The sequence below is a fragment of the Pseudomonas sp. 1928-m genome, from assembly GCF_029269135.1.
Lineage (GTDB): Bacteria > Pseudomonadota > Gammaproteobacteria > Pseudomonadales > Pseudomonadaceae > Aquipseudomonas.
In genome coordinates, this window is sequence record NZ_JARIXO010000001.1 from 41,807 (window position 1) to 63,675 (window position 21,869).

A 21,869-nucleotide genomic window follows, 5' to 3' on the forward strand; every position below is an offset into this window, starting at 1 on the left:
CGCTCCTACGCAAGATCCATAGCCCGTAGCCCGGATGCAATCCGGGGAATGCGTGAGGCGGCACGATGACCTTTCCCGGATTGCATCCGGGTTACGAAGCGGCATCATCGGCCCTCCGCAAACAAGGTATCCAGCGCATCGAGCAGCCTATCGCTCGGCCGCGAGAAATACACCCCGGCGCTCGGCATGCCGCGCAGAAACAGGTAATAGACACCGCCCAACTGTTCATTGTCGAAGTCGTCCAGACGCTGACGCAGAAAGCGTCGCAACGCCACCAGGTAGATCAGATATTGCAGGTAGTAATGCTCGGCGGCCAGGGCCTGCAGCAGGCGTTCGCCGCCGTAGTAACCAGCATCCGGGCCGAGCCAGTTGGATTTGTAGTCGGCGATATACCAGCGCCCATCGTGCTCGAAGGTCAGGTCAATAAAGCCCTTGAGAAAGCCCTTGAGGCTGTCGAACTCCAGCCGCGCTGCCGCCTCGCGCATCGGCTCGGCCAGGCCATGAGCCGGGTCGCAGAGAATCGCGCGCAGGCGCTGCACATCCAGCCCGGCCAGGGGGAAGGTAAAGCCCAGCTCAGGCAAACGCCGCGCCGGGTTGAGGCCGGCGAGGGTCAGACCCTGGCCATCCAGATCGGCGTCGATCACCTGTTGCAGATGCTCAAGCGCCACGGCCTGCCAGTCGCTGCTGATACCGTGGCCGCTTAGCCCCGGTTCGATCAGTTCATTCAGCGCAGCTTTACCGCGCGCCCAGTCTTCCAGAATGGCATGCAGACAGGTACCGGCCCGCGCGCCGCGGGGAAAGGCAAAGAAGCCGCTGCCCGGTTCGCTGGCATCCGGCAGCACCAGGCCGTCGCGATCCGGCGCTTCCATATGCATACCGGCGGCCAGCCCGGAGAAGCTGCCGATACGCCAGGCGCTGTGCAGGCTGCGCTGCAGCGTGGCGAGTTGCTGCGGGGCCGGGGCGCGCTGCTCGCCGGCGGCACTGGCCTCGCTTTCACGCAACGGTTGAATGGCCATCTGGCCTTGGCTGCTGGCGATCAACTGTTCGACTTCCGCACGCAAACCCTGCGGACTGAGATTTTGCAGATGGACAGCAAGCTCGGCCAGGGCATCCTCACCGGGCAATTGGCGACCGTGCAGCAGCCAGGCCAGGGCGCTGCTATGCAGGCCGCTGTCAGCGAGGGTGCCGTCCTTTTTCGGCTTGCAGTCCACCGGCCCCCAGTGCAGCCACAGGCGATCCCGGGCGCGGGTCAGGGCCACATAGGTCAGCCGCAGTTTTTCGGCGAAGCGTTCGTGACGGGCGCGCTCACGGTGTGTGTCGAGCTGCTCGCTGCCCAGGTCCAGCAGTGGTGTGCCGTCGTCAGCGTGGCAGCTGATGTCCTCATGCTGGCGCAGCAGCGCGCCGTCCCACAGGTAGGGGCAGAACACCAGCGGGTATTCCAGGCCCTTGGAGGTGTGGATGGTGACAATCTGCACCCGCTCGGCATCGCTTTCCAGGCGCAGCAGGGCGTCCTCGCCGTGGGCCTCGGCGCTGCGCTGGGCATTAAACCAGGCGAGCAATTGCTCCAGGCCGGGGCGTTGCAGGCTTTCGGTTTGCAACAGCTCGGCCAGGTGCAGCAGGTTGGTCAGGCGCCGCTCGCCGTCGACCAGCGCCAGCAGCCGCTGAGCCACTTGCTGCTCATCCAGCCAGGCGCGGAAAGCGCGCATAAAGCCCTGCTGCTGCCAGAGTTGGTGGTAGCGTTCGGCGGCTTCACGCTCGCGGTCCCAGGCCTGGGCATCTTCGCTGCAGGCGGCCAGATCGGCGGCGCTACGACCCAGCAAACGGCTGGCCAGGGCATAACGCAACGCACCCTCGCGGCCCGGTTCGGCGTAGGCGGCGAGCACGGCGGACAGCTCATCGGCCTCCTCGCTATGCCAGACGTTCTCCTTGCCGCGGCGCACACTGGGCACGCCACGGGCGGACAGCTCGGCGGCCACTTCGCCGGCCTGGCGGTGACTGGCGACCAGCACGGCGATATCACCACCTTTGAGCGGTGTGCGCGTGCTGTTCTCCTCGAAATATGCCTGACCTTGACTGCTGGCGCTCAGCACCGCCGCAATGCGCCGCGCCGTGTCGCGAGCGACTAACGCCCCCGCTTCGCCCTTGCCCAGGTAGTCGTTATCCAACCAGACCAAGGCCAGCGGTGCGTCGGTTTCATCCTCAGCAGGCGGCAGCACCAGCTGCGCCCGCGCCTTGTTGCTGGCCCCGACCTGCTGGTAATCCAAGCCTTTCTCGGCAAAGGGCATGGGCCGGCCGAACAGCTGATTCAGCGCGGCGATCAGCTCAGGCGTGGAGCGGTGGTTGGTGGCCAGGCTGTACTGGCGCGCGGCTTCACTGCGGGCCTTGAGGTAGGTCGCCAGATCCGCACCACGGAAGGCGTAGATGGCCTGCTTGGGGTCGCCGACAAAACACAGGTCGCCGGCGTCCTGATAAATACGGTGAAACACCCGGTACTGCACCGGATCGGTGTCCTGAAACTCGTCGATCAGCGCCACCGGGTATTGCGTGCGCAAGGTGCTAGCCAGGTGTTCACCACCCTCTCCCTGCAGCGCCTGCTGCAGCTTGTTAAGCAGGTCATCGAAGGCCAGCAACCGCTGCGCCGCCTTGCGCGCCGGCAGTTGCTCGTTGAGCTGGCCGATCAGGCGTACCTGCAGGTCGATCAGGCGCTGCTCGGCCTCGGGCTGTGCCGCATCCAGGGCATCGCAGAGTTCCTGCAGCGCGGCGGCCAGCGGATTGGCCGGGGCTTCGCAGCCCTTCTTGCTGGCCTTGTTAAGCCCCTCGCGAGCCAGGCGGCGGTGCGCTTCGGTCTTGCTGAACAGCGCCGCGGCATCACTGAAATAACCATCCAGCTCGGCTTGCCAGACGCCCAGCTTGGCCGGGTTGCACATATTGCTCTTGAAGCCGTCGAAGGCCTTTAGCTGCGCCAGCCAGGTGGCGCTTTCGCTTAGCCAGCAGCGCTGTGCCTGCTGCCAGGCGGCGCGCAGGGCGCTCATCTCACTGCGCGTGCCCGGCTGCGGTTCGATGCGCAGATACGGCTTGCCCAGGTGATTGCGCAAACGCTGGCGCAGCACCTGCGGGGTGATCTTCTGCTGCACCAGAAACGCCGCCCATTCCGGCTCGGCGGCGGCCAGCTCATGCCGCCAGAGGTCGGCGAGCAGGGCGTCGATAATCTCGCGGTCGTCATGGGTCAGTTCGTTGTCGAAATCGCCACCGGCCTCGAACGCAGCGTCCTGCAAAGCACGCTGGCAGAAGCCGTGGATGGTGAAAATCGCCGCCTCATCGAAGCCATGCACGGCCAAGAGCAAACGCCGATGGCTGGCCGGGCCCGGATACTGGGCATGCAGATCATTGAGCAACTTATCGCCGCCCGGGCCGTTGTCATACACCGCCAGCAGCTCGGCCAGGCGCTTGCGAATGCGCTCGCGCAGCTCGGCGGTGGCAGCGGTGGTAAAGGTCACCACCAGAATCTGACTGACGCTGAGCTGCTTCTGCAGCAACAGGCGGGCGTACAGCGCGGTCAGGGTCCAGGTCTTGCCAGTACCGGCACTGGCCTCAATCAGCGAGCGGCCGGTGAAGCTGTCGTGCAGCAGGTTAAGGCTGGCGCTGCTCATGCTCCGTCCTCTTCACTGCCTTGCAGGGCATCCAGCGCTGGGCCGTAAAGCTGCTCGGCGAGGGCTTCGAAGCGCTCGTCCAACGCCTCACGGTCGCGGAAGGCCAGGGCATTCCAGGGGTCCTGACCTTCGCCGGTCATAAAGTCATTGCCTTGCCACATCAACCGCGCTTCGCTGCGGGCGGCGTCAATAGGCTCCTTGCGCCCGGGGTTGCGCCATTTGCGAGCAAAACCGTGGCTGCATTTGGCGAACAGCGGCAGCGGCTCGCACAGCGCGCTTTTGTAGGCTTCGAGCCAGGGCTGCAGCAGCTCACGGGCACTGGCCAGCGGGCCCAGACGCCATTCGCTTTTCGGCGAGAGCAGGCGACTATCGCGGCTGATCTCGGGGGTGGCAGCGCAGTTAAGCAGCAGATGGCGCAGCCAGAAGGGCGCCAGCTCCCAGGCGCCGAGATCCCGCAGGCGGTAGTCGAACAGCCCGGCACTGGTCACGCCATCCAGCCAGCCGTGGATGCGTACGCCGGCCAGCTGCAGATCCACCAACAGCGGTTGCGGTGCATCCTCCGGACGTTCGTCGAACAGCGTCGGCGCAAAGGCGCGGATCGGCCCGCGAATCTGCCCCCAGTGCGCCTGACCCAGCTCGCCCACCGGCAGCCAGCCAGAGGCCGCCGCTACGGCGCGCTCCTGGCGTTCGCTCCAGCCGTTCTCGATGGCCTGCAACGCCAACTGGCGCAGACCGTGCTGGCTGGTCCACTCGACGCTGAACGGCTCGTCGCCGGCCAGGGTTTCTTCGGTCTGCGCCAGGCGCAGGCCGAGGCGCTGTTCCAGCAGGTAGCGCGCCGGGTGTTTAAAACAGTGAATCAGTTGGCTGGGTTCGATGTTCAGCCAATCTTGATCCGGTGCATCCAACGGACTGGCAAAGGGCGCGGGTGCTTGCACCGCCTGACTCAAGCGCTGCGCAGCGTAGAACCAGGGCGCGGCAAAGCCGGCATGGCGGTTGCCGGCGAAGTTGCCGGGGGCGAAGGGCTGCAAGGGGTGGTGATGGGTGATATGGGCGCTGGCCGGGCCGTTGTCATCTATCGCCGTGAGGTCGACCACATCCAGCAATTCGCTGACCAACACCGACGGCGGCAGCTCGGCATTGCTGCGCGGGTCGCGGCCGACGTAGCTGAGGTACAGGCCGCCACGCGCCGAGAGCAGGGTTTCCAGCAGCAGATAGCGGTCATCCAGACGGCGTGCGCGGTCGCCACGGCGGGGCTTCTGGCTGATCAGGTCAAAGCCCGCTGCCGGGGTGCGGCGCGGCAAGGCGCCATCATCCAGGCCAAGCAGGCAGACCAGACGGAACGGCAGGCTACGCATCGGCACCATGGTGCAGAAGGTCACCGCACCAGTGAGAAAACCCGAGGCGGCGCTGCCCTGTTCCAAGGCAGCGGTAAGTTGCTGGCGGATCAGCGCCAGCTCGATTGGTCGCTCAACACCCGAGGCATCGCCCTGTTCCTTGAGCGCCGCGCAGGCCTTGGACAGCAGCAACAGGGTCTCGCCGGCCTCGCGCTCATCAAACAGCTGATCGATCAGCCCTTGCAGGCTCTCGGCCCATTCGCCCAGGGCGCGTGGCCGTTGCAGGCTCTGCGCCAGCGCGGCCAAGCGCTCGACAAAACCGGCCAGGCGCCCGAGCAGTTGCGCGCGGCCGCCTTCCAGCGCATCCAGCGGCCAGCTATCGCCCAGCAGCGGGGCTTGCAGGCCGGCCAGCTGCGGCGGCGCGGCAAAGCCCAACAGCAGGCGATCCAGGCCCTGGCGCCAGGTAAAGGCCGCATCCGCCGGCAGGCCCAGTTGCTCACGGTGCGTTGCATCGCGGCCCCAGCGCACGCCGGCGTCACGCAACCAGTCGCGCAGCAGCGGTAAGTCTTCTGCCTCAATACCGACGCGACGGGCGATGGCGGGCTGTTCCAGCCAGGCGAGAATTTCCTCGGCGGCAAAGCGGCTATCCGGCAGCGCCAGCAGGTTGAGGAAGGCTTCCAGCAGGGGGATTTCCGCGCGCAGGCTGCGGTCGGCAAGGCTGAAAGGAATGCGCGGTACGCCTTCACGCGGGGCGAACACCGCTTCGATATAGGGCGCATAACGCTCGATATCCGGGGTCAGCACCACCACCTGATCCGGGGTCAGGCTAGGCTCGGCGGCAAAGCGCGCGAGCAGCTGGTCATGCAGAATTTCCACCTCGCGCAGCGGCGAGTGGGCGACGTGCAGCTCCAGCGAACGGTCGTCTTCGCGCAGCAGCAAACGCTCATCAGCAGTGCGGGTGCGCAGGCGCAGGATGTCGTTCTGCAATGCCTGCAGCAGGCTGGCGTCGTGCAGGTCAGCATCTTCGGAATACAGGCCGATTTCCTGACTGCCCTCGCTGGAAGCAAGGCTGAACAGGCTGTCGAAAAAGTCGCGGCCCTGCTTGCCCAGGCTGGCCAGCAGCGGATGGCCAACATCCAGATACCAGTCTTCGGGGCTGGCTTCGGGTTGCCGCACCAGTTCGCGGATATCGCGAATTTCCCCCCAGGCTTCACGGCATGGGTTAAGGGCGAAAACAATCACCTGGGTATGCCGCGCCAGGCCTTCGAGCACACGCATGTGGTGTGGCGGCAGCGAGCTGATACCGAACACCAGCATGCGTTCGGGCAGGCCGGCGATGGGCTCGGCTTGGTAGAGGCGGGCCAGCAGTTCTTCAAGCAAACGCGCGCGATGTGGATGGCCGTCTTTGGTCAGCTCGCGCCAGAGCAGCGCTTGCCAGGCTTCATCCGGGCCGAGATCGAGCAAGTCGTTGCGCTCCCAGCTGGCCAACCAGTCGTCGCGATACAGCAGGTATTGGTCGAATACGTCGGCGATCTTAACGGCTAATGACAGCCTTCTGCGTTCATCGCCACCGTCCAGATAATGCGCCAGACGCGGCGCTTCGACCAGGTGGGCCGGTTCGCACAGCCAGTCATACAGGCGCCAGCTCAGGCTGCTGGGACTGAACGCCGATTGCTCCGGCAGCTGGCCCAAAGCCAGGCGCGACAAGTCCCAGACAAACTTGGCCGGCAGCTGCACCTCCAGCTGCATGGCGATGCCCTGCTTGCGCGCCAGCTCCAGGGTCAACCAACGGCCCATGCCCTGGCTCGGCACCACCACCAACGCCGGCGCAAAAGGCTCACGCATCGGCGTGGCGAGCAGGGTGGTGGCCAGCTCGCCAAGGGTTTCCAGGTCAGGGGCGTGGTAGAGAGTGAGCATCAGCGGGCATCCGTTCAGTAGCGAGCAAGGTTATCAGCTCACGCAGCCTGGCGGGATTACGCGACAGTCTGTGTCGCGCGCTGGCGCGGATGGCCAACCCCAGCTAAAGCTAATTACAGGGCCTGCGCTTCTACAAGATGGGCCTTTATAACAAGTAAAAACCACGCGTCACGCTGCAACCGGGCTGACGCGCCAGGGAGCAGCACCATGCTCACCCTGCTTAATCTTCTGTCTGCCGTCGCCTTGCTGATCTGGGGCACCCATATCGTCCGTACCGGCATCCTGCGGGTGTATGGCTCGCATCTGCGCAAGGTACTCAGCCATAACGTCAGCAAGCGGCCGCTGGCCTTTGCCGCCGGAATCGGCGTGACCGCGCTGGTGCAGAGCAGCAACGCCACCGCGCTGCTGGTTACCTCATTTGTCAGCCAGGGGCTGATGGCGCTGACCCCAGCGCTGGCGATCATGCTCGGCGCGGACGTCGGCACCGCGCTGATGGCGCGGGTGCTGACCCTCGACCTGAGCTGGTTGAGCCCACTGCTGATCTTTCTCGGCGTGGTGTTCTTCCTCTCGCGCAAGCAAACCCGCGCCGGCCAGCTTGGCCGCGTGGCCATCGGCCTGGGGCTGATGCTGCTGGCCTTGGAGCTGATCGTTGCCGCCGCCACACCGATTACCCAAACCCGCGGCATCCAGGTGCTGTTTGCCTCGCTGACTGGCGACCTGCTGCTGGATGCCCTGGTCGGCGCACTGTTCGCGCTGATTTCCTACTCCAGCCTGGCCGCCGTGCTGCTCACCGCCACCCTGACCGGTGCCGGTCTGATCAGCCTGCCCGTGGCCATCGGCCTGGTGATTGGCGCGAATATCGGCAGTGGCGTGCTGGCCTTTCTCACCAGCAGCCTGCAAACCCCAGCCGGGCGACGCGTGGCCCTGGGCAGCCTGCTGTACAAGCTGATCGGCCTGCTGCTGGTGATGCCGTTCCTCGACCCGCTGGCCAACTGGCTGGACAGCCTGAACTGGCGCCCCGAAGAGCTGGTGATCGGCTTTCACCTGCTCTACAACGGCCTGCGCTGCCTGTTGATGCTACCCACGGTCGGGCTGATGGCGCGCTTCTGCAACTGGCTGCTGCCGGATCGCCCGGACGAAAACGGCGTCGCCCGCCCGCGCCATCTCGACCCCACCGCGCTGGCCACACCGAGCCTGGCGCTGGCCAATGCGGTGCGCGAAACCCTACGCATCGGCGACCTGATCGAGACCATGCTCAACCATTTGCTGGAAGTGCTGCACGGTGGGCAAACCGCCCTGGGCAAGGAACTGCGCCGCCTGGATGATGATGTCGATGCGCTCTACAGCGCGGTCAAACTCTACCTGGCGCAGGTGCCGCGCGAAGTGCTGAGTGAGCACGACAGCCGGCGCTGGGCGGAGATCATCGAACTGGCGGTCAACCTGGAGCAGGCCGGCGACATCATCGAACGCATGCTCGGCAAAGTGCAGGATCAGAAGACCGCGCAGCGCCATTCCTTCTCGGACAGCGGCCTGGAAGAACTCACCGCCCTGCACGCCCAGCTGCTGGCCAACCTGCGCCTGGGCCTGTCGGTGTTTCTCTCCGCAGACAAGGAAAGCGCGCGCCAACTGCTGCGCGAGAAACGCCGCTTCCGCGCCCAGGAACGCCGCCTGGCCCACGCCCATGTCAGCCGCCTGCACCATCAGGTGGTGCAAAGCATCGAAACCAGCGCCCTGCATATGGAGCTGATTGCCGACATGAAGCGCCTCAACTCACTGTTCTGCGCCAGCGCCTATGTGGTGCTGGAAAGCAGCGAGACAGGGGCTCTGCATCACGAGGACGGCGGCGCGGAGTAACAGCACAAGCAAATTGGTCTATACCACCAAACCTTAGTTGGGTTGAGGCAATCCAGGGCATAGGCTTTAAGTTGGAGTGCGGCATTGCAACAGTTCTGCCATCAATGCTCGCTAATACTGCTCAACTCCAACAACAAAAGAGCGCCTTCCCTATGAAAACCCTCACCTCCCTGGTCGTTGGTCTAGTCCTGGCTTTTAGTGCCAGCCACGCCAGCGCCTGGTCGCAACCTACGCACAAAAATATCGTCAAGGACGCCCTGGCCTTCCTCAACTCGGCCCATGCCACGCCCGAGATGAAGCGCGCCTACCAGTTCTACGTCGGCGCAGCTGGCAGCGAAGCCCGCGCGGGCGAAATCCTCGGCCAGGCCGCCTACGACGTCGACGACTTCCAGGACACCCGCCTGGGCGGCTGGTGGGTCGGCTACGAGCACGCGCCGGTGTATGGCGCAGCGGCTTCGCTGGTCAACTACACCTCCTATTGGCACTTTATCAACATGGCCCGCCAGGGCGACGCCCACGGCAACGACCACGGTGGCTACGACTACCGCTACCGCAAGGTGGACGGTAGCTGGAGCGGCGACGTTGACTGGTACGCCATGGTTTATCTGTACAACCGCGAGCTGAAGAAGAGCGACTTCGACACCACCGAAGCGCATTACCGTCAGGGCACCTACTCCAACTGGCAGACGCACTACGGCGACTTCCAGACGGCGGCCTTCCAGCCCATCGATAACCTGGCCAAGTACTGGTTCGATCAGTTCAAGAACGCGCCCTCGCTGCAGACCATCGGCTACTCACTGCACACCACCGGCGATGTCGCACAGCCGCACCATGCCTGGGTCACTTCGGGCAATGGCCACTCCGGCTGGGAAGGCTGGGTGGACGACCACTACTTCAGCGAAGGCCTGAACAATATGGCGGCCGTGGCCAACCGGGTCGGCAGTTACGATCCGCAAAAGCCGATCCGCGATCTGCTGACCCAGACGGCCCAAGTCGCCTACCAGCGCCCCGAGCCGCTGTACGACACCAGCTACGCCACCCGCCTGCGGGTGGCCAAGGAGCTGATTCCGGAGTCCATCGCCCTCACCGTCAGCGTGCTGACCAAGGGTGCCAACACCTTCTACGGCCAGGGTGGCCTGTAAGGTGCGCGGGCTTATCCAGCGCAGTTTGCTGGTACTGGGGCTGACCGGCATCTGCCTGTCAGCCCTGGGCAGCCAGGACATGCGTATCAACGGTGAACGCCTGCCCGGCAAAAGCATCGGCCTGCTGGAGCAGGCCATGACCCGGGTCAAATTCAACACCGACCTGCGCCTGCTGCGCACGGGGCTGGCGGAAAACCACCTGCTGGCCCGTGAGGTGGAAGCCGAACTGAGCAGCAAATACAGCAGCGACCTAAATGCCTTGGTCGAGCGTGAGGCGAGCAATCTGATTGAGCAGGTCTACGGCCGCCAGTTCGACCACGATGTACGGCCCTTTCTGCGCCAACCGCAAGCGCTGAGCAGTGCACGGCTACGCCAGGTGCTGACCACGCAGACGCAAGGCGTGGTGCTCGATAGCCTGCAACTGAGTCCCCAACAGCAAGCCGACGCCGCGCAGGTGCAACTGATCAGTTGGCAATTCCCCGGTCAGGCCGAACAACGCCTGAATCTGCTCGAGCTGTATCAGGGCGATAACGTACAAGGTCGAGTGGAATTGCAGCAGGGCAACCTGGTGTACCTGGCCGAACAGGTGCGTCAGCAGGCGCTGCGTGACTACCTCTGGTATCAACTCGGAGAGAAAGGCTTCAGCGCGGACGACCAGGCCGGCATCCGCCAGCTGGTGCGCGACAAACTCGTCCGCCACAAATACCTGCACCAGCTCGGCCTGCACAATGACTTCCACCATGAAACCGCCAGCCTGCGCGAGCGCGCAAGCCGGGTCAGCGATGCGGATGCCGAGGCCTACTACCAGCGCAACCTGCAGCTCTACCTGAACGTTGCTCAGGTGCAGGCCAGCCATATCCGCCTGGCTGATCAAGCCAGTGCCGACCGGGTATATGCCGAACTGCAAAAGGGCCTGAGCTTCGATGAAGCCGTGCGCCGCTACTCACTGGCCGAAAACAAGAATCAAACACCGCCCGGCGACCTCGGCCTGATTCGCCCGCAGGATGCGCAGCTGGACTTTCTGCGCAAAACCGCCCTGCTGCAGAAGGCCAATAGCATTTCCCAGCCGATGCTGATCGACGGCGCCTTCGAGATCGTTCAGGTACGCAGCCGTGAGGATAAGCAACTGCCACTCAGCGATCCGAGCGTGCGTTATGAGGTCAACCAGGCCGTCGCCAAGGAACAGCTGACCCAAGCCTTCCAGGCCCGCGTCGACGCTCTGCTGACCAACGCCAAGGTAGAAGGGCTATGAAGGCCTGGCTCAGCATCGGCATGCTCGGAGTGATCACCGCGGTGACCATCGTCGTTATGCGCATGCCCCAGGCCGACACCGCGCCAGCCGTTGCAGCAGAGGCCGCAACACCGACCAGCCAGCCCATCCGCTTGCCCGATATGCCCGCCGCTCAGCCGACACAGCAGCCGGCAGCAATCCCAGCGCCTGCAGAAAAACCGGTGGAAGAACCGCCCAGCGAACCGCAATTGAATGCCCAGGAAGCGCAAATGCTGATCCAGCTAATGGCCGACCAAGGCGACCCACGCAGCCCCGCCCTCGGCCAACTGAAACCGCGCCAACCCGCATCCGCCGCCCAGCTTGCCGACCCGGCGCAATACAGCGCCTTCGAAGACCAGCAAACCCGCGACCAGATCATGGCCTACGCCAGCGGCGTCCAGCAGATCCCCGCAATCCGCGAGCGCATCGAACAAGCCGCGCAATCCGGCGAACGCAGCCCAAGCGAACTCATTGAGGCCCGCGCCGCGCTGGAGCAGCTGGAAATGCTGCAGAACAAACTGCAGAGGGAGAGGCCGGAGTTGTTGCCGGGCTCAGCAAAATTACCCTAAGGGTAATTAGCCCGAAAACAGGACTGAGGTGGAAATCTTACAAGGCTAAACCCTATACGCGACTCACAGACAAACGCCCCATTAACGGGGCGCCTGTTCAGGAGTGCTGAGCGTCGATTAGGGTCGCTTAGTGAAAGGGATATCGTGATTAAACTGTTCTCCGGTCACTTGGTTGACCACCACCATTCGTGCCTTGTAGTCACCAGCGGGGAACCATTTGGAGATGTAAAAGGAACTTTGCACTGTGGCCACACTGGCGCCCGCCTGCAGGTTTACGGAGTGGGCCTGTTGCAACGGAAAACCGGTGCCGTCGGGTAAGTCGACAGTGATCCAGGTGAAGAGATTCAACGGCGCAACACCACGGTTTTGAATACCTCGACGGTAACTGAGATAGCCCCCATTAGCCGATACTGAGGTCGGATAACCTGACGCCAGATTAAAGGTCACCCCGATGTTCTGTGGAGGAAGCACCTCGATGTCGCTTGGCTCCTCGTAAATCAGGATATTGCTGACGGCGGTGGCGGCGTCATTGCATTGAGTCGCCCCACCCTTCCAGGGCGAGAGAGTCATACGCACGCTAGTAAGGTCGGAGCTGCCAAACGTCCCGCTATACACCGGAGTACCGTCAATCAAAATTTCAAGCAGATCGCTGGCCGCATCCACCCGAGCCAGCATGCGATATTTCTTCAGGTTGGTAAGGTTGGCAAGAGTTGCCGATTTGCCGAAATTGAATAGCTGAATATTATTCAGCCCGCCATGCATCGACAGGCTACGAGCGCCATAACCCGTGCTGTCCAGATGCACGTTGAAGGCACTGTCGCTGTTATTAAGCATGCTCGGAAACATGTCCCAACTAACATAGGCTTTGGACATCCCCGCCGGTAGGTTGAACTGAATCTGGTCGTAGCTGCAGCTTGGCGCATTGAAGACCGCCCAGTTACCCGGCTGGCCAGCGAAACCCGAACGCATCTCCACTGCACCCATGGTGACTCGGCTTGGCGTTTGCGGGGTACCGTCAACAACGATGGACTGCCCTTCGATATTTGGCGGCGAGGCAAAGCGAGCATCGTATAAAACAGCTGAATAGGAAAACTGGCTGAACAGCGCCAAAGAAATAATCGCAAGTGATGGTTTTGTACGCATCGATATCATCCATGTTGTGGGTGTTGAGGAAATCCTTAATACCATCCGATCTGGCGCTTACTTTAAACAAAGAAACCTGCATATCAACAACTCATTAAAAGCGAAGTCATATTCACCCTACCGACCGCTCTAAACTTTCGTTCCTACAAGAAAGCAACCACTTAGTTGCTCGACAGGAGGCGGGGGTTTTTTCGGCTGCTGGTGCGAGCTCACAAATAATTCTGTCCCATTGGATTCCAACCCCGCGCCGCGCTGGAATAGCTGAAAATGCTGCAGAGCAAACTGCAGAGGGAGATGCCGGAGTTGAGTAAATATCTACAGGAAAAGCAGATACAGCGCCAGTTCGTAAGCGATGAGGTTACCACTAAAGACATTAACCCCGGAGGCTGACCCTAGTATTGTTTCGCAGGGCCCGCTTACCCTATTTCAGATCAATCAACCCGTGCTTAGTACTAGTGACTGCACCCGAGATAACAAATTAAGCATCCTGCCTACTCAGTGATGAGTGCATCGAGTTCTTCTTGAGGAGCAACCAGATGCTTGTCGATACGACCAAAACCAGGCAGCGCAGATAACCGCTGTAGATCTTTCAAAACTAAATGCATCGGCCGAAAAGTATTGATCAACAGATGCGGCGTTTCGCCAGAGCGGGATGTCCGAATTCGATACTGCCGCCAGCGATGGGTACCGAGGCGCCCCTCATGTACCACTTTTGACTCCAGAGTAATCGAGTCAATCTCGGCAAATGGAACTCGGATATCGACACTGAGCTCAGGAAATCGGCCGCACTCAAACGTGAGCAGCAACCCACCTTGCTCTGCATACACTTCAACCTTGTCTTCGGGAACTCCACGACCAAGCAAATACAGCACTACGAATGGCATAATTGGCGTTGCAATTCCCGTGATCCCTGCCAACCAGTCGCGCTCGGTTACCACGCTAAATGTGAACAAAAAAAGTAGGGTTGCGGCGCATAACAAGACGAGCTTTCCATGATGAGTACTAGGCTGACGCACCAGCGGCTCATACCGGTTGAACTCATCATCGGTGAACTGAACATTGTTAGCGAAGAGGCGAATCCGTTTCTGCTGCATAGGCATTCCTTTAGCATATTTATGCAACCGGCCCGATTTCTCGACTCGGATCGCAAACCCCTGCTCTACCTTTTGACCCTACTTTCGCCTATCAATCGACATACTCAACATACTGCGCCATGAGGTTTGGGCGGTGCATGGTGTCGATAAGACGAATACGGCCATCCATCTCCTTGAGTTTTTCCGCGAAGGTCTCGTCGTCCATATCGATCCAGTAACGCGGCGCGCGCGCCGTCTGTTGATCATGCGCAACAGTAACCGGGTCGAGGTGGCGGTATTTCTCGAAGCAGGGCAGCTCCTGCAAGGGGCGGCTGGTGTCCATGTAGTTCTGAAAGAAGTCCCACAGGGCGAGCGGTGGTTGCGCAAGGCGATCAGGTGCCATCAGCGAGGCGAAATTGATGGTGATATCGCGGTAACGGTGGGCCAGGTAAAGAAAGTTCATCGGCAGGCCCTGGCGGTCCGGCGAGGTGGCGAGGTAGGCGTCAAACTCGTGGAAGGGCGCGGTGACTTCACCAATAGTGCCGTTTTCTTTGTACTCGCCGTTATTGTCATAGTCGAAAACAGTGACCAGGCCTGTACGCCGGCTGAGCTCCCAAAGAGGGCCACGAGAGGGTTTAAACCATAGGTGGGGAAATTTATGGATAACTAATGAACCGAGGGCCCAGCAAAGTAGTGGTGCACCTATGAAAAAGGCAAAAAACGGGGCGGTATCAACTGTTGTTTTTAGCCAGGGGTCGTTTAGTGCACTTACAACCATTGCATAGGTGAAAATTGATATCACAGTATTGAAATAAAATAGAAACCGCCCCCCCCCACATAAATACATCCAAAAATGCGAACGCTTGGATAGCACTGCATAACGATAACGCTCGTGGTCATAAACCCAATGCAGGTCAATACTTTCCATGGGCCTCTTTTTATACGTGCCCAGGGCCTTTTCTTCTTCACGCTTTTTATCAGCCTGCTCCCAGAAGCGCATGCTTTTGGGAGTAGGATCGGTCATGATTTTTTCCGGCGCCACCTCTTGGGTATTACCCCAAGGCAGGCGACTGCCGCCCAGCTTGCGCCACCAGGCGCGTTCGGCTGAAGCGGGTTGGCCAGGAATTTTGGTCGGGCTATAGGCGGTGCTGGCGTAGTAACTGTTGTCGTGTGGCACGGTGGTATCCAAAACTTATTCGCAGGCCCAGAAGGGTTGCTCGCGGTTGCTAAAGTCGGGCTGTTTGTGCGCTTCGCTGGCCAGCACCACGGTTTTGGGTGAGGGCGCAGGAAAGTACCAGGTTTTACCCTGTGCATCGCTCACGCGGAACTGCGCCTTGACTGCCCAGCTGTAGGAGGTGCGGTGCAGGTAACCCATATTCGTGCGCTGCTGAGCGGTTGGCGTGGTGAAGTAGAGTTCTAGCGCGTTGGGCCAGGGCCGCTGGGCCACTGGTTTGGTGGCGCTGCCGACCTGCGAACTCTCAACATGGCCTGCGCGGCTGGAGGTTGAGGTGGTGGTGCGCAGGCGGGCCTCGCTCTTGAGGCTTAGGCTGCCCAGCTGCCCGACCAGCCCTGGCAGATTGCTTTCGATACGCACTACAGTGGTAGCAGTACTGATGCGATAGGGCAGAGCCACATGGACATCCAGCTTAGCCTTGGGGTCGTAGTCAGGGTTGGGGCCGACCTGGATACGGATGCCGGCGAACAGCCCAAGCAAGCGGTAGAAAGCCTCTTGCGGGTCACGCAAGTGCGCCGTGGCGGCTTTATTGCCAGTGCCGAAAGGGCCATTGACCATCCAGTCTTCGATGGGGTTACTGCTGAGCCAATAGGCCACACCGGCACCCGCGACGATCATGATCAGGGCCACCCAACCTAGGGGGGTAAGACCCAGCACAGGCGTGGCGGTAAACAACCCGGCGGCCACCCCGACTGCACCACCACCGGCCATCAGCAGGTAGCCCCACATGGCCTCGTCGCCCCACTGCCAAGCATACCAGGCGTCGTATAGGTTAAGGCCGAGGAAGATAAAGCCCGCGAAGGTTTGGCCGACCAGGCGGCCAGTAAATTCTTTGGCGAATTTCGCCCCGAGCGTCGAACCCAACCTACGGTTAGCGGCATCATCGGAAACTGTAAACAACACCTTGCGCGCCGAAGCGAGAATGGACTGATTGCTGACGAACTTGACGGTAAGGGCTTCCATGGCAATTGCGAGGTCAACTAGTGCACCTGCACCTCCCCCAACAGCACGAAAAACACCTTTCTCCACAGCCGTTGCTTTAAGTGAGTTCCACTCCGCCCGCACATTCCAAAGTTCCAACATCAGCACCCCCGCCGCAAAGGGCCGCGCGTTAAGCACCCGGTAGGCAGTGGAGCCGTTTTGCGCGGTGAGGTCATCGACAGCCTGCTGCAGCCCCCCTTGGCCTTGCACTAGACGGGCTTGGGTGCCCTGGGCCTGGGTAGCCGCCTGGCTGGCCTGGTTGAACTGCTGGTTCAAGGTACTAATCATGCGGGACGTCGTACTGTTACGCGGGATGGCCACCAGTACATGGTCACTGGTCTGATCCAGGCCGGCACGAGTGGCTTGCCGCCCGTTGGTGGTGGCCAGCAAATTGCCCTGCGCGTCCAAATATTGACCATAAAAGCGCGTGGCTTGATGCGTCGGGGCGCTGGGCAGATCCTCCAAACCAAAAATGTAATGCTCCCTAACATTGACCCGGCCACTGCGGATAAATACAGCCCCGCCAAACAGCTGCGGCAAGGTACTGCGCAGCAAGCCGAGCCCCTGCCCATGCAAGGTCACGTTGATGCGCCGGCCCTGGCTGGCGAGTGCATTGCGCTGCTGCTCATATGCTTGGTTGGCTTGCGCATGCTTACGGGCACTGGCCTGAGCGTCTTTTTGCATGGGTTTTAGGGCATCACTGGCGCTATCCACTGCGGCCTGCGCGTTATCGACCGCACCCTGAATGCGCTCGTAGAGACTTACCAGTGCGCTTGCGCCTGCTTTGAGCTGTATGGTTAGAGTACTGTTTAAACTGCCGGAGGCCATCAAGCCGATTAGCACACTGGTATCCAGCGTGTCGTCAGGTTTAGCCGCAGGTGCGCCCTGGCTTTCAAACTGCGCCAATTCCGTTGCTCGAAAGCGTCCGTCACCCTGGTTTTCTTCTTTCTTCACAGGCGCCTTGTAAGGGGCGTATAGAGCATCCAGATCGAAAGTCGGCCAGAGCATTGCGTACAGCGGGTGCTGCTTATTATTGGCCAGTTTGCTGAGAAACACCTGACCTTGACTGGCTTTCGGGCTGTAGAGGCTATAACCCTTAAGAGCATCAGTCAGATCACTGTTCACTGCCAACGGATCACTCTGCGCGGGGCTGGCGGCGAGTGCGGCCAGTACGCTGGTAATGGCAAACGAGGCCGCCAGGTAGTCAAAGCCATCCAGACTTAGGTGATCAGCGAGGGCTTGTTGATAGTCGACCTTGCCCAGGTAATCGCTCAGGTTGCTCTGCATGTAAGCCAGTTCGCGCCACAGCAGGATTCGCTCCGGGGTCGCGGTACAGCGGTTGATCTCACGCTTGCCTTGCTCGTTGATCTTTTCCAATGCCTGGTGCAGCGGGTTGCGCTGCCCCTGCAAACTGTTTGGCACCACCAACTGTTGTAGCAACAAGGCACTGCTATGGTTGCGATGCAAGGCAGCACGTTGTGCACAAAACGCTAGGGTGTTTTGCAGGCCCGTGATACGTGACACCAGATGACGAATGCGGTGCATATGGTCATCCAGCAACACGCCACAGAGCTGACGACTACGCATACTGCTTAGTACATCGGTTGTCGCAGCCTGTGCTGTCCATAGCACCGCGCCATCCGAGGTCGTGTCTTTATCGCTGCTCGCAAGCTGCTTGGACTTGACGAGCGTCACCACACAACTGCTCCACGCCTCGAGTTCGAGCAAACGAGTATCTTCTTGCGGAGTGCCCTTCTCACAGCTATCGAGATAAGCCTGGGCGGCCTTCTTACTCTGGACGGGAAATTGGCCGCTGAGGTCGCAAATATACCGGCCAGGGTGATCCAAAAACCGCTCATAGCCTGGCTCACGAGCACGCTGTGGTGCCACCAGACTCACCGGGAACGCGTTGCTTTCGAGGTTAAGCCGCACCACTCGCGCTTTAGCTACTGAACTCTGGTTGGCATAGTCACGCACATCAAAAGCTGCAAAGGCCTCAAGCATATCCTTACCGTTGGACTGCCCCTCGAACAGGCGCTTAAGCCCACGCTGGGAAACCCGCAAATCGGGGCTATGGCAGCGCTGTTTGCGCAAGCCCTTGTCCTGCTCCAGGCGCTTGAGACGAGCCGCGCTGAGTTGCACCTCCGAAAAGCACAGCTGCAGATCGGTTTGTTGCGTATTGTTCCACTGCGAGGGCAGCCAGATGTCATCTAGAGCTTGTCCGGTGGCTTTGCGTGCACCGTTCTTGAACGCTTTGCCTTGTCGATAACGCTCAACATGGACATCGTGGTAGGTGGTTTTATTGTCCTTGACCCGCACCTCCAGTTCACGCCAGAGAGCGCTCCGATAGAACACGTAGATATAGCCACTGCGCAATAAAACCGGGGTGCCCAGATCATAGAAACTTTTAGTTCCAGGTAAAGCTGTCATGGGCACTATGGGTACGATCTGATTCCACTGCTGCTGATGCTCGTCCTGACGTGGAGTAGGGCGAACATCATCGAATAACGGAATTCGTATCGGGCCGCCTTCGCTCGCTGCAATTTCAAGCCATAGGCGGCGTTTGGGCTGACCGTCCCAAGTCCACACATGCAACACGCTACTGAAGATGGCGCTTTCTTGCTGTTCGGGTTTGTCCTGCTTGGTCAGCCACTCCTGCTGCTCCTGGCCGGTTTCGTCATAGATAACCAGGCGCTGGCTGTCCGGGTGATCCTTACCAACGACCTGAACAATCAGTTTGGCGGGTTCGCAGGCTGCACCTGCACTCAGGGAGGATACATTTGCGCTCATGCGTGGCGTTCCTTGTCAGTCGCACTGCGTTCCAGGCTGGTTTTGAGGTAATCCAATCGGACTTCGTCACCGCCATGCGGCAACGTGATTGGGGGCATAGCGACCTGATAGATGCTGCGTATTTCCAGATACCTGCTCAGTGAATCCGCAGAAAGAAAGCCGTGCTGCATGCCTTCATCCAGATAAACAAAGGCTTCATCAAAGGAAAGCCGGGATTGTTTCTGCCACCAATAGAACAGGAATTTCTCGACTTGCTGGTGTTGCAGCGCTTCAGTCTGGCTCTTGCCCAAGTGAAGACCGTCTCGTTCAGCGAGCGGTCGCCATTGATCTGCATCCAGGTTTTCTACACTGCACCAATGCGTTTGCTGCACTGCGCTTTCGCGCCAGGTAGCAGCATGCCAGCAGAGCCTACGAATAGGGCCTAGCCAAATAGGTAAAGCGCTCTCCTCAACAGCAGGAAAGAAGTAGCTTGCAGTGCGTGGGCTGGAATAACGCAGCACGCCTTTCCGCTCACCATCAAAACCGATAACCAAGATATGCCGCAGATGCTGCAACACCGCTTGCACAGGCTGAGCACTGTCGATCTGCAAGCCCGCCCAACTTTCTGGCTGCGCAATAAAGTCGGCGGCGACTGAAAGGTTTTCGGCAGCACTGATCAAGAGCGGACTTTGATCTGCACACGAGGCAAGTTCAGTATCGTCGAATAGGCGATGCGGATCAGGGTTACCACCCGCGCGATAAAGCCTTTCCGCCAGGTCATCGCGGTAATCAAGTAACAGCCAGCGTTGAGAACCTGTCATGCGCCAGCACCTGCATTTAAAGCAGCTCGGCATGGACAGTCCGTCAGCGGGCATTGCAAAGGGGTTCCGCCTACCGGCTTCTGACACAGCTCTACGATTGGAACATCCTCACGCAGACGTTGCTTAAGCAACGCTCCCGGCACATCCGCATCCGCCGGCTTAACCTTGCCCGGCAACACCGGCGCCGCCCCCGACCCACTTCCCGGCGCGCCGCCGGAGTTGAATTTGATGATCGGGCCGATCATGGTGATGCCGCCAGCATCCAACTTGATAAAGCTGCCGGCGGCTTTGAAGGTCAGTTCGCTGCCGGCTTCGAGTACGACTTTCTGGCCGCTGGACAGGTGGATTTCTTGGCCTGCGTTGATAAATTGGCCGGTGCCGATTTTGATGTGCTGGTTGTTGCCGACGGTGAGGTGGTCGTTAGCTTTGACCTCGCTTTTGCGGTCAGCATGAGTGGTGCGGTGTTCTTCGGCTTTGAATTCGCTGTAGCTGTTGGCTTCTACGGTGTCGTGGCGTTCGTTGCCGATGCGGATTTTCTGGTCGTGCTCGATGTTCTCATCCCAATCGCGCTCGGCGTGGATGTAGATCTGTTCGGCGCCCTTTTTGTCTTCGATACGCAGCTCGTTATAGCCGCCACCGCCGGGGCTGCTGAGGGTCTTGAACAGGCTGCGGGTCTTGTTCGCCGGCAAGGCGTAGGGCACCACGTGTTCGGCGTGGTACAGGCAGCCGGTGACCAGCGGTTGATCGGGGTCGCCTTCGAGGAAGGTGACCAGAACCTCCATGCCCACGCGCGGGATGGCGATGCCGCCGTAGCGGTCGCCGGCCCAGCTTGAGCTCACGCGTAGCCAGCAACTGGCTTTGTCGTCGGCTTGGCCTTCACGATCCCAGAAGAATTGCACCTTGATCCGGCCGTACTCGTCGCAATGAATCTCTTCACCCGCAGGTCCGGTGACCACCGCGCTTTGGCTGCCGAGGATGCGCGGTTTCGGGTGGTTGAGCGGTGGGCGATACAACACGGTCCAGGGTGTGGCGGTAAAACGGTTGCGGTAGCCCTGCTGGAAACCGTCGCTAACTTCGGTGTGACTGGTCACCGACTCTTCCAACACCTGCGGCTGTTTGCCCTCGTGGTGGATTTCGGTGAGCAGCCAGAGGTCGTTCCAGCTCGAACGCGGGTGCTCGGTCAGGGCCAGGAAGTGGCCGCTGACCAGCAGGGGCTGATCGCCGTCGCCTTGCGCCAGTTCGAAGTCGTGTCGATGGCGTTCGAGAATGCGTTGGCTCAGGTGTTTGCCGCGCTCGCGGTCGACAAAACGGCCGGGGTAGTCGTAATCCTCAAGGTCGGGTTTGAACGCGCTCTTGGCGTCCGCCTCCATCAGCAACTTGGGTTTTTCAAAGTCGTAATCACGGCGGGTCACCCGGCTTGAACGGGTTTCCACGCGCACGCCGAAGCGCTTGATCACCGGCTTATCAGCGACCAAACCGCTGTCCTGCTGATAAGCGGTAGGAGCGAGCTTGGGGAACGGCGTCTGGTCGTCGCCGAAGACCACTACATGGCCTTGTTCGCTGTGCTGGAAGTGATAGTGAATACCCTCTTCCTCGCACAGGCGCTGGACGAAGTGCAGATCGGATTCGTCGTACTGCACGCAGTACTCACGCTCGGGGTAAATCGAGCCGAATTGGAATTGGTAGGCGTTGGCCTGAATGCCGTGCTCTTGCAGCACTTGACTGATGATCTTCGCAACCGAAAGGTGCTGGAAGATGCGTTGATTGCTGCGGTGTGCCAGGTACGCCAGTTGTGGGCGCAAGGTTACGTGGTAGCGGGTCAGGCGTTTACCGGATTCGCCCTGGGCGACGCGGTAGATCTGCCCGTGAATGCCGTGGCCGGTCTGATCGAACGCGAGGAAAGCGGCCTGATGCAGCAGGCTTTCCAGATCCAGATCGGGACGTTCGCTGACCAGTTCCAGCTCGAACTCGAAGGGCTGACTGATCGCCTCGCGACCGGTGAATTCGAGCACCTGCAGGTCGTGGCTTACACCTTCGATCGTCAGGCTGAAATGAGTCTGGTTGGCGGGGGCGAACATTCGTTGTTCCTCTTGTTTCGTTCCATGAATCGAA

General features: G+C 60.6%; 12 protein-coding genes. 4 read left to right on the forward strand and 8 right to left on the reverse strand.

Going from position 1 to position 21,869, the window contains the following annotated elements:
• Positions 1-104: 104 nt before the first annotated feature.
• Together recB and recC are read right to left on the reverse strand one after the other, a co-directional pair.
• Entirely contained in the window at positions 105-3,650 is a 3,546-nt protein-coding gene (gene recB / locus P3C18_RS00215; protein ID WP_275959879.1) for an exodeoxyribonuclease V subunit beta, read from the reverse strand.
• Entirely contained in the window at positions 3,647-6,901 is a 3,255-nt protein-coding gene (gene recC, locus P3C18_RS00220) for an exodeoxyribonuclease V subunit gamma (protein ID WP_275959880.1), read from the reverse strand. The genes recB and recC overlap by 4 nt, the downstream gene beginning before the upstream one ends.
• A gap of 207 nt (positions 6,902-7,108) precedes the next feature.
• Between recC and P3C18_RS00225 the strand changes: the two genes are divergently transcribed.
• The 4 genes from P3C18_RS00225 to P3C18_RS00240 all read left to right on the forward strand — a co-directional run bounded on the left by P3C18_RS00225 (position 7,109) and on the right by P3C18_RS00240 (position 11,736).
• Entirely contained in the window at positions 7,109-8,755 is a 1,647-nt protein-coding gene (locus P3C18_RS00225; protein ID WP_275959881.1) for a Na/Pi cotransporter family protein, read from the forward strand.
• A gap of 152 nt (positions 8,756-8,907) precedes the next feature.
• Positions 8,908-9,897 (forward strand): hypothetical protein, encoded by a 990-nt coding sequence (locus P3C18_RS00230; RefSeq protein WP_275959882.1) that lies wholly within the window; start codon positions 8,908-8,910, stop codon positions 9,895-9,897.
• Position 9,898: 1 nt separating this feature from the next.
• Complete coding sequence (locus tag P3C18_RS00235; RefSeq protein ID WP_275959883.1) at positions 9,899-11,149, forward strand: peptidyl-prolyl cis-trans isomerase; 1,251 nt, start codon at positions 9,899-9,901, stop codon at positions 11,147-11,149.
• The gene (locus P3C18_RS00240; RefSeq protein ID WP_275959884.1) at positions 11,146-11,736 is read left to right on the forward strand and encodes a hypothetical protein; all 591 of its coding nucleotides are present in this window, start codon (positions 11,146-11,148) and stop codon (positions 11,734-11,736) included. The genes P3C18_RS00235 and P3C18_RS00240 overlap by 4 nt, the downstream gene beginning before the upstream one ends.
• Before the next feature lie 117 nt (positions 11,737-11,853).
• Here P3C18_RS00240 and P3C18_RS00245 read toward each other — a convergent pair whose 3' ends face one another.
• The 6 genes from P3C18_RS00245 to tssI form a co-directional block, all read right to left on the reverse strand.
• Positions 11,854-12,879: a hypothetical protein gene (locus P3C18_RS00245; RefSeq protein ID WP_275959885.1), complete on the reverse strand. Its 1,026-nt coding sequence runs from the start codon at positions 12,877-12,879 to the stop codon at positions 11,854-11,856.
• A gap of 491 nt (positions 12,880-13,370) precedes the next feature.
• A complete protein-coding gene (locus P3C18_RS00250; protein WP_275959886.1) occupies positions 13,371-13,973 on the reverse strand; it encodes a hypothetical protein in 603 nt (200 codons plus the stop codon).
• 91 nt (positions 13,974-14,064) lie between these two features.
• Complete coding sequence (locus P3C18_RS00255; protein WP_275959887.1) at positions 14,065-15,141, reverse strand: hypothetical protein; 1,077 nt, start codon at positions 15,139-15,141, stop codon at positions 14,065-14,067.
• 3 nt (positions 15,142-15,144) lie between these two features.
• On the reverse strand, positions 15,145-18,957 hold the full coding sequence (locus P3C18_RS00260) for a toxin VasX (RefSeq protein ID WP_275959888.1): 3,813 nt from the start codon (positions 18,955-18,957) through the stop codon (positions 15,145-15,147).
• A complete protein-coding gene (locus tag P3C18_RS00265; RefSeq protein ID WP_275959889.1) occupies positions 18,954-19,757 on the reverse strand; it encodes a DUF4123 domain-containing protein in 804 nt (267 codons plus the stop codon). Before P3C18_RS00265 ends, P3C18_RS00260 begins: the two co-directional genes overlap by 4 nt.
• On the reverse strand, positions 19,754-21,835 hold the full coding sequence (gene tssI, locus P3C18_RS00270; protein WP_275959890.1) for a type VI secretion system tip protein TssI/VgrG: 2,082 nt from the start codon (positions 21,833-21,835) through the stop codon (positions 19,754-19,756). The genes P3C18_RS00265 and tssI overlap by 4 nt, the downstream gene beginning before the upstream one ends.
• Between the last annotated feature and the right edge of the window lie 34 nt (positions 21,836-21,869).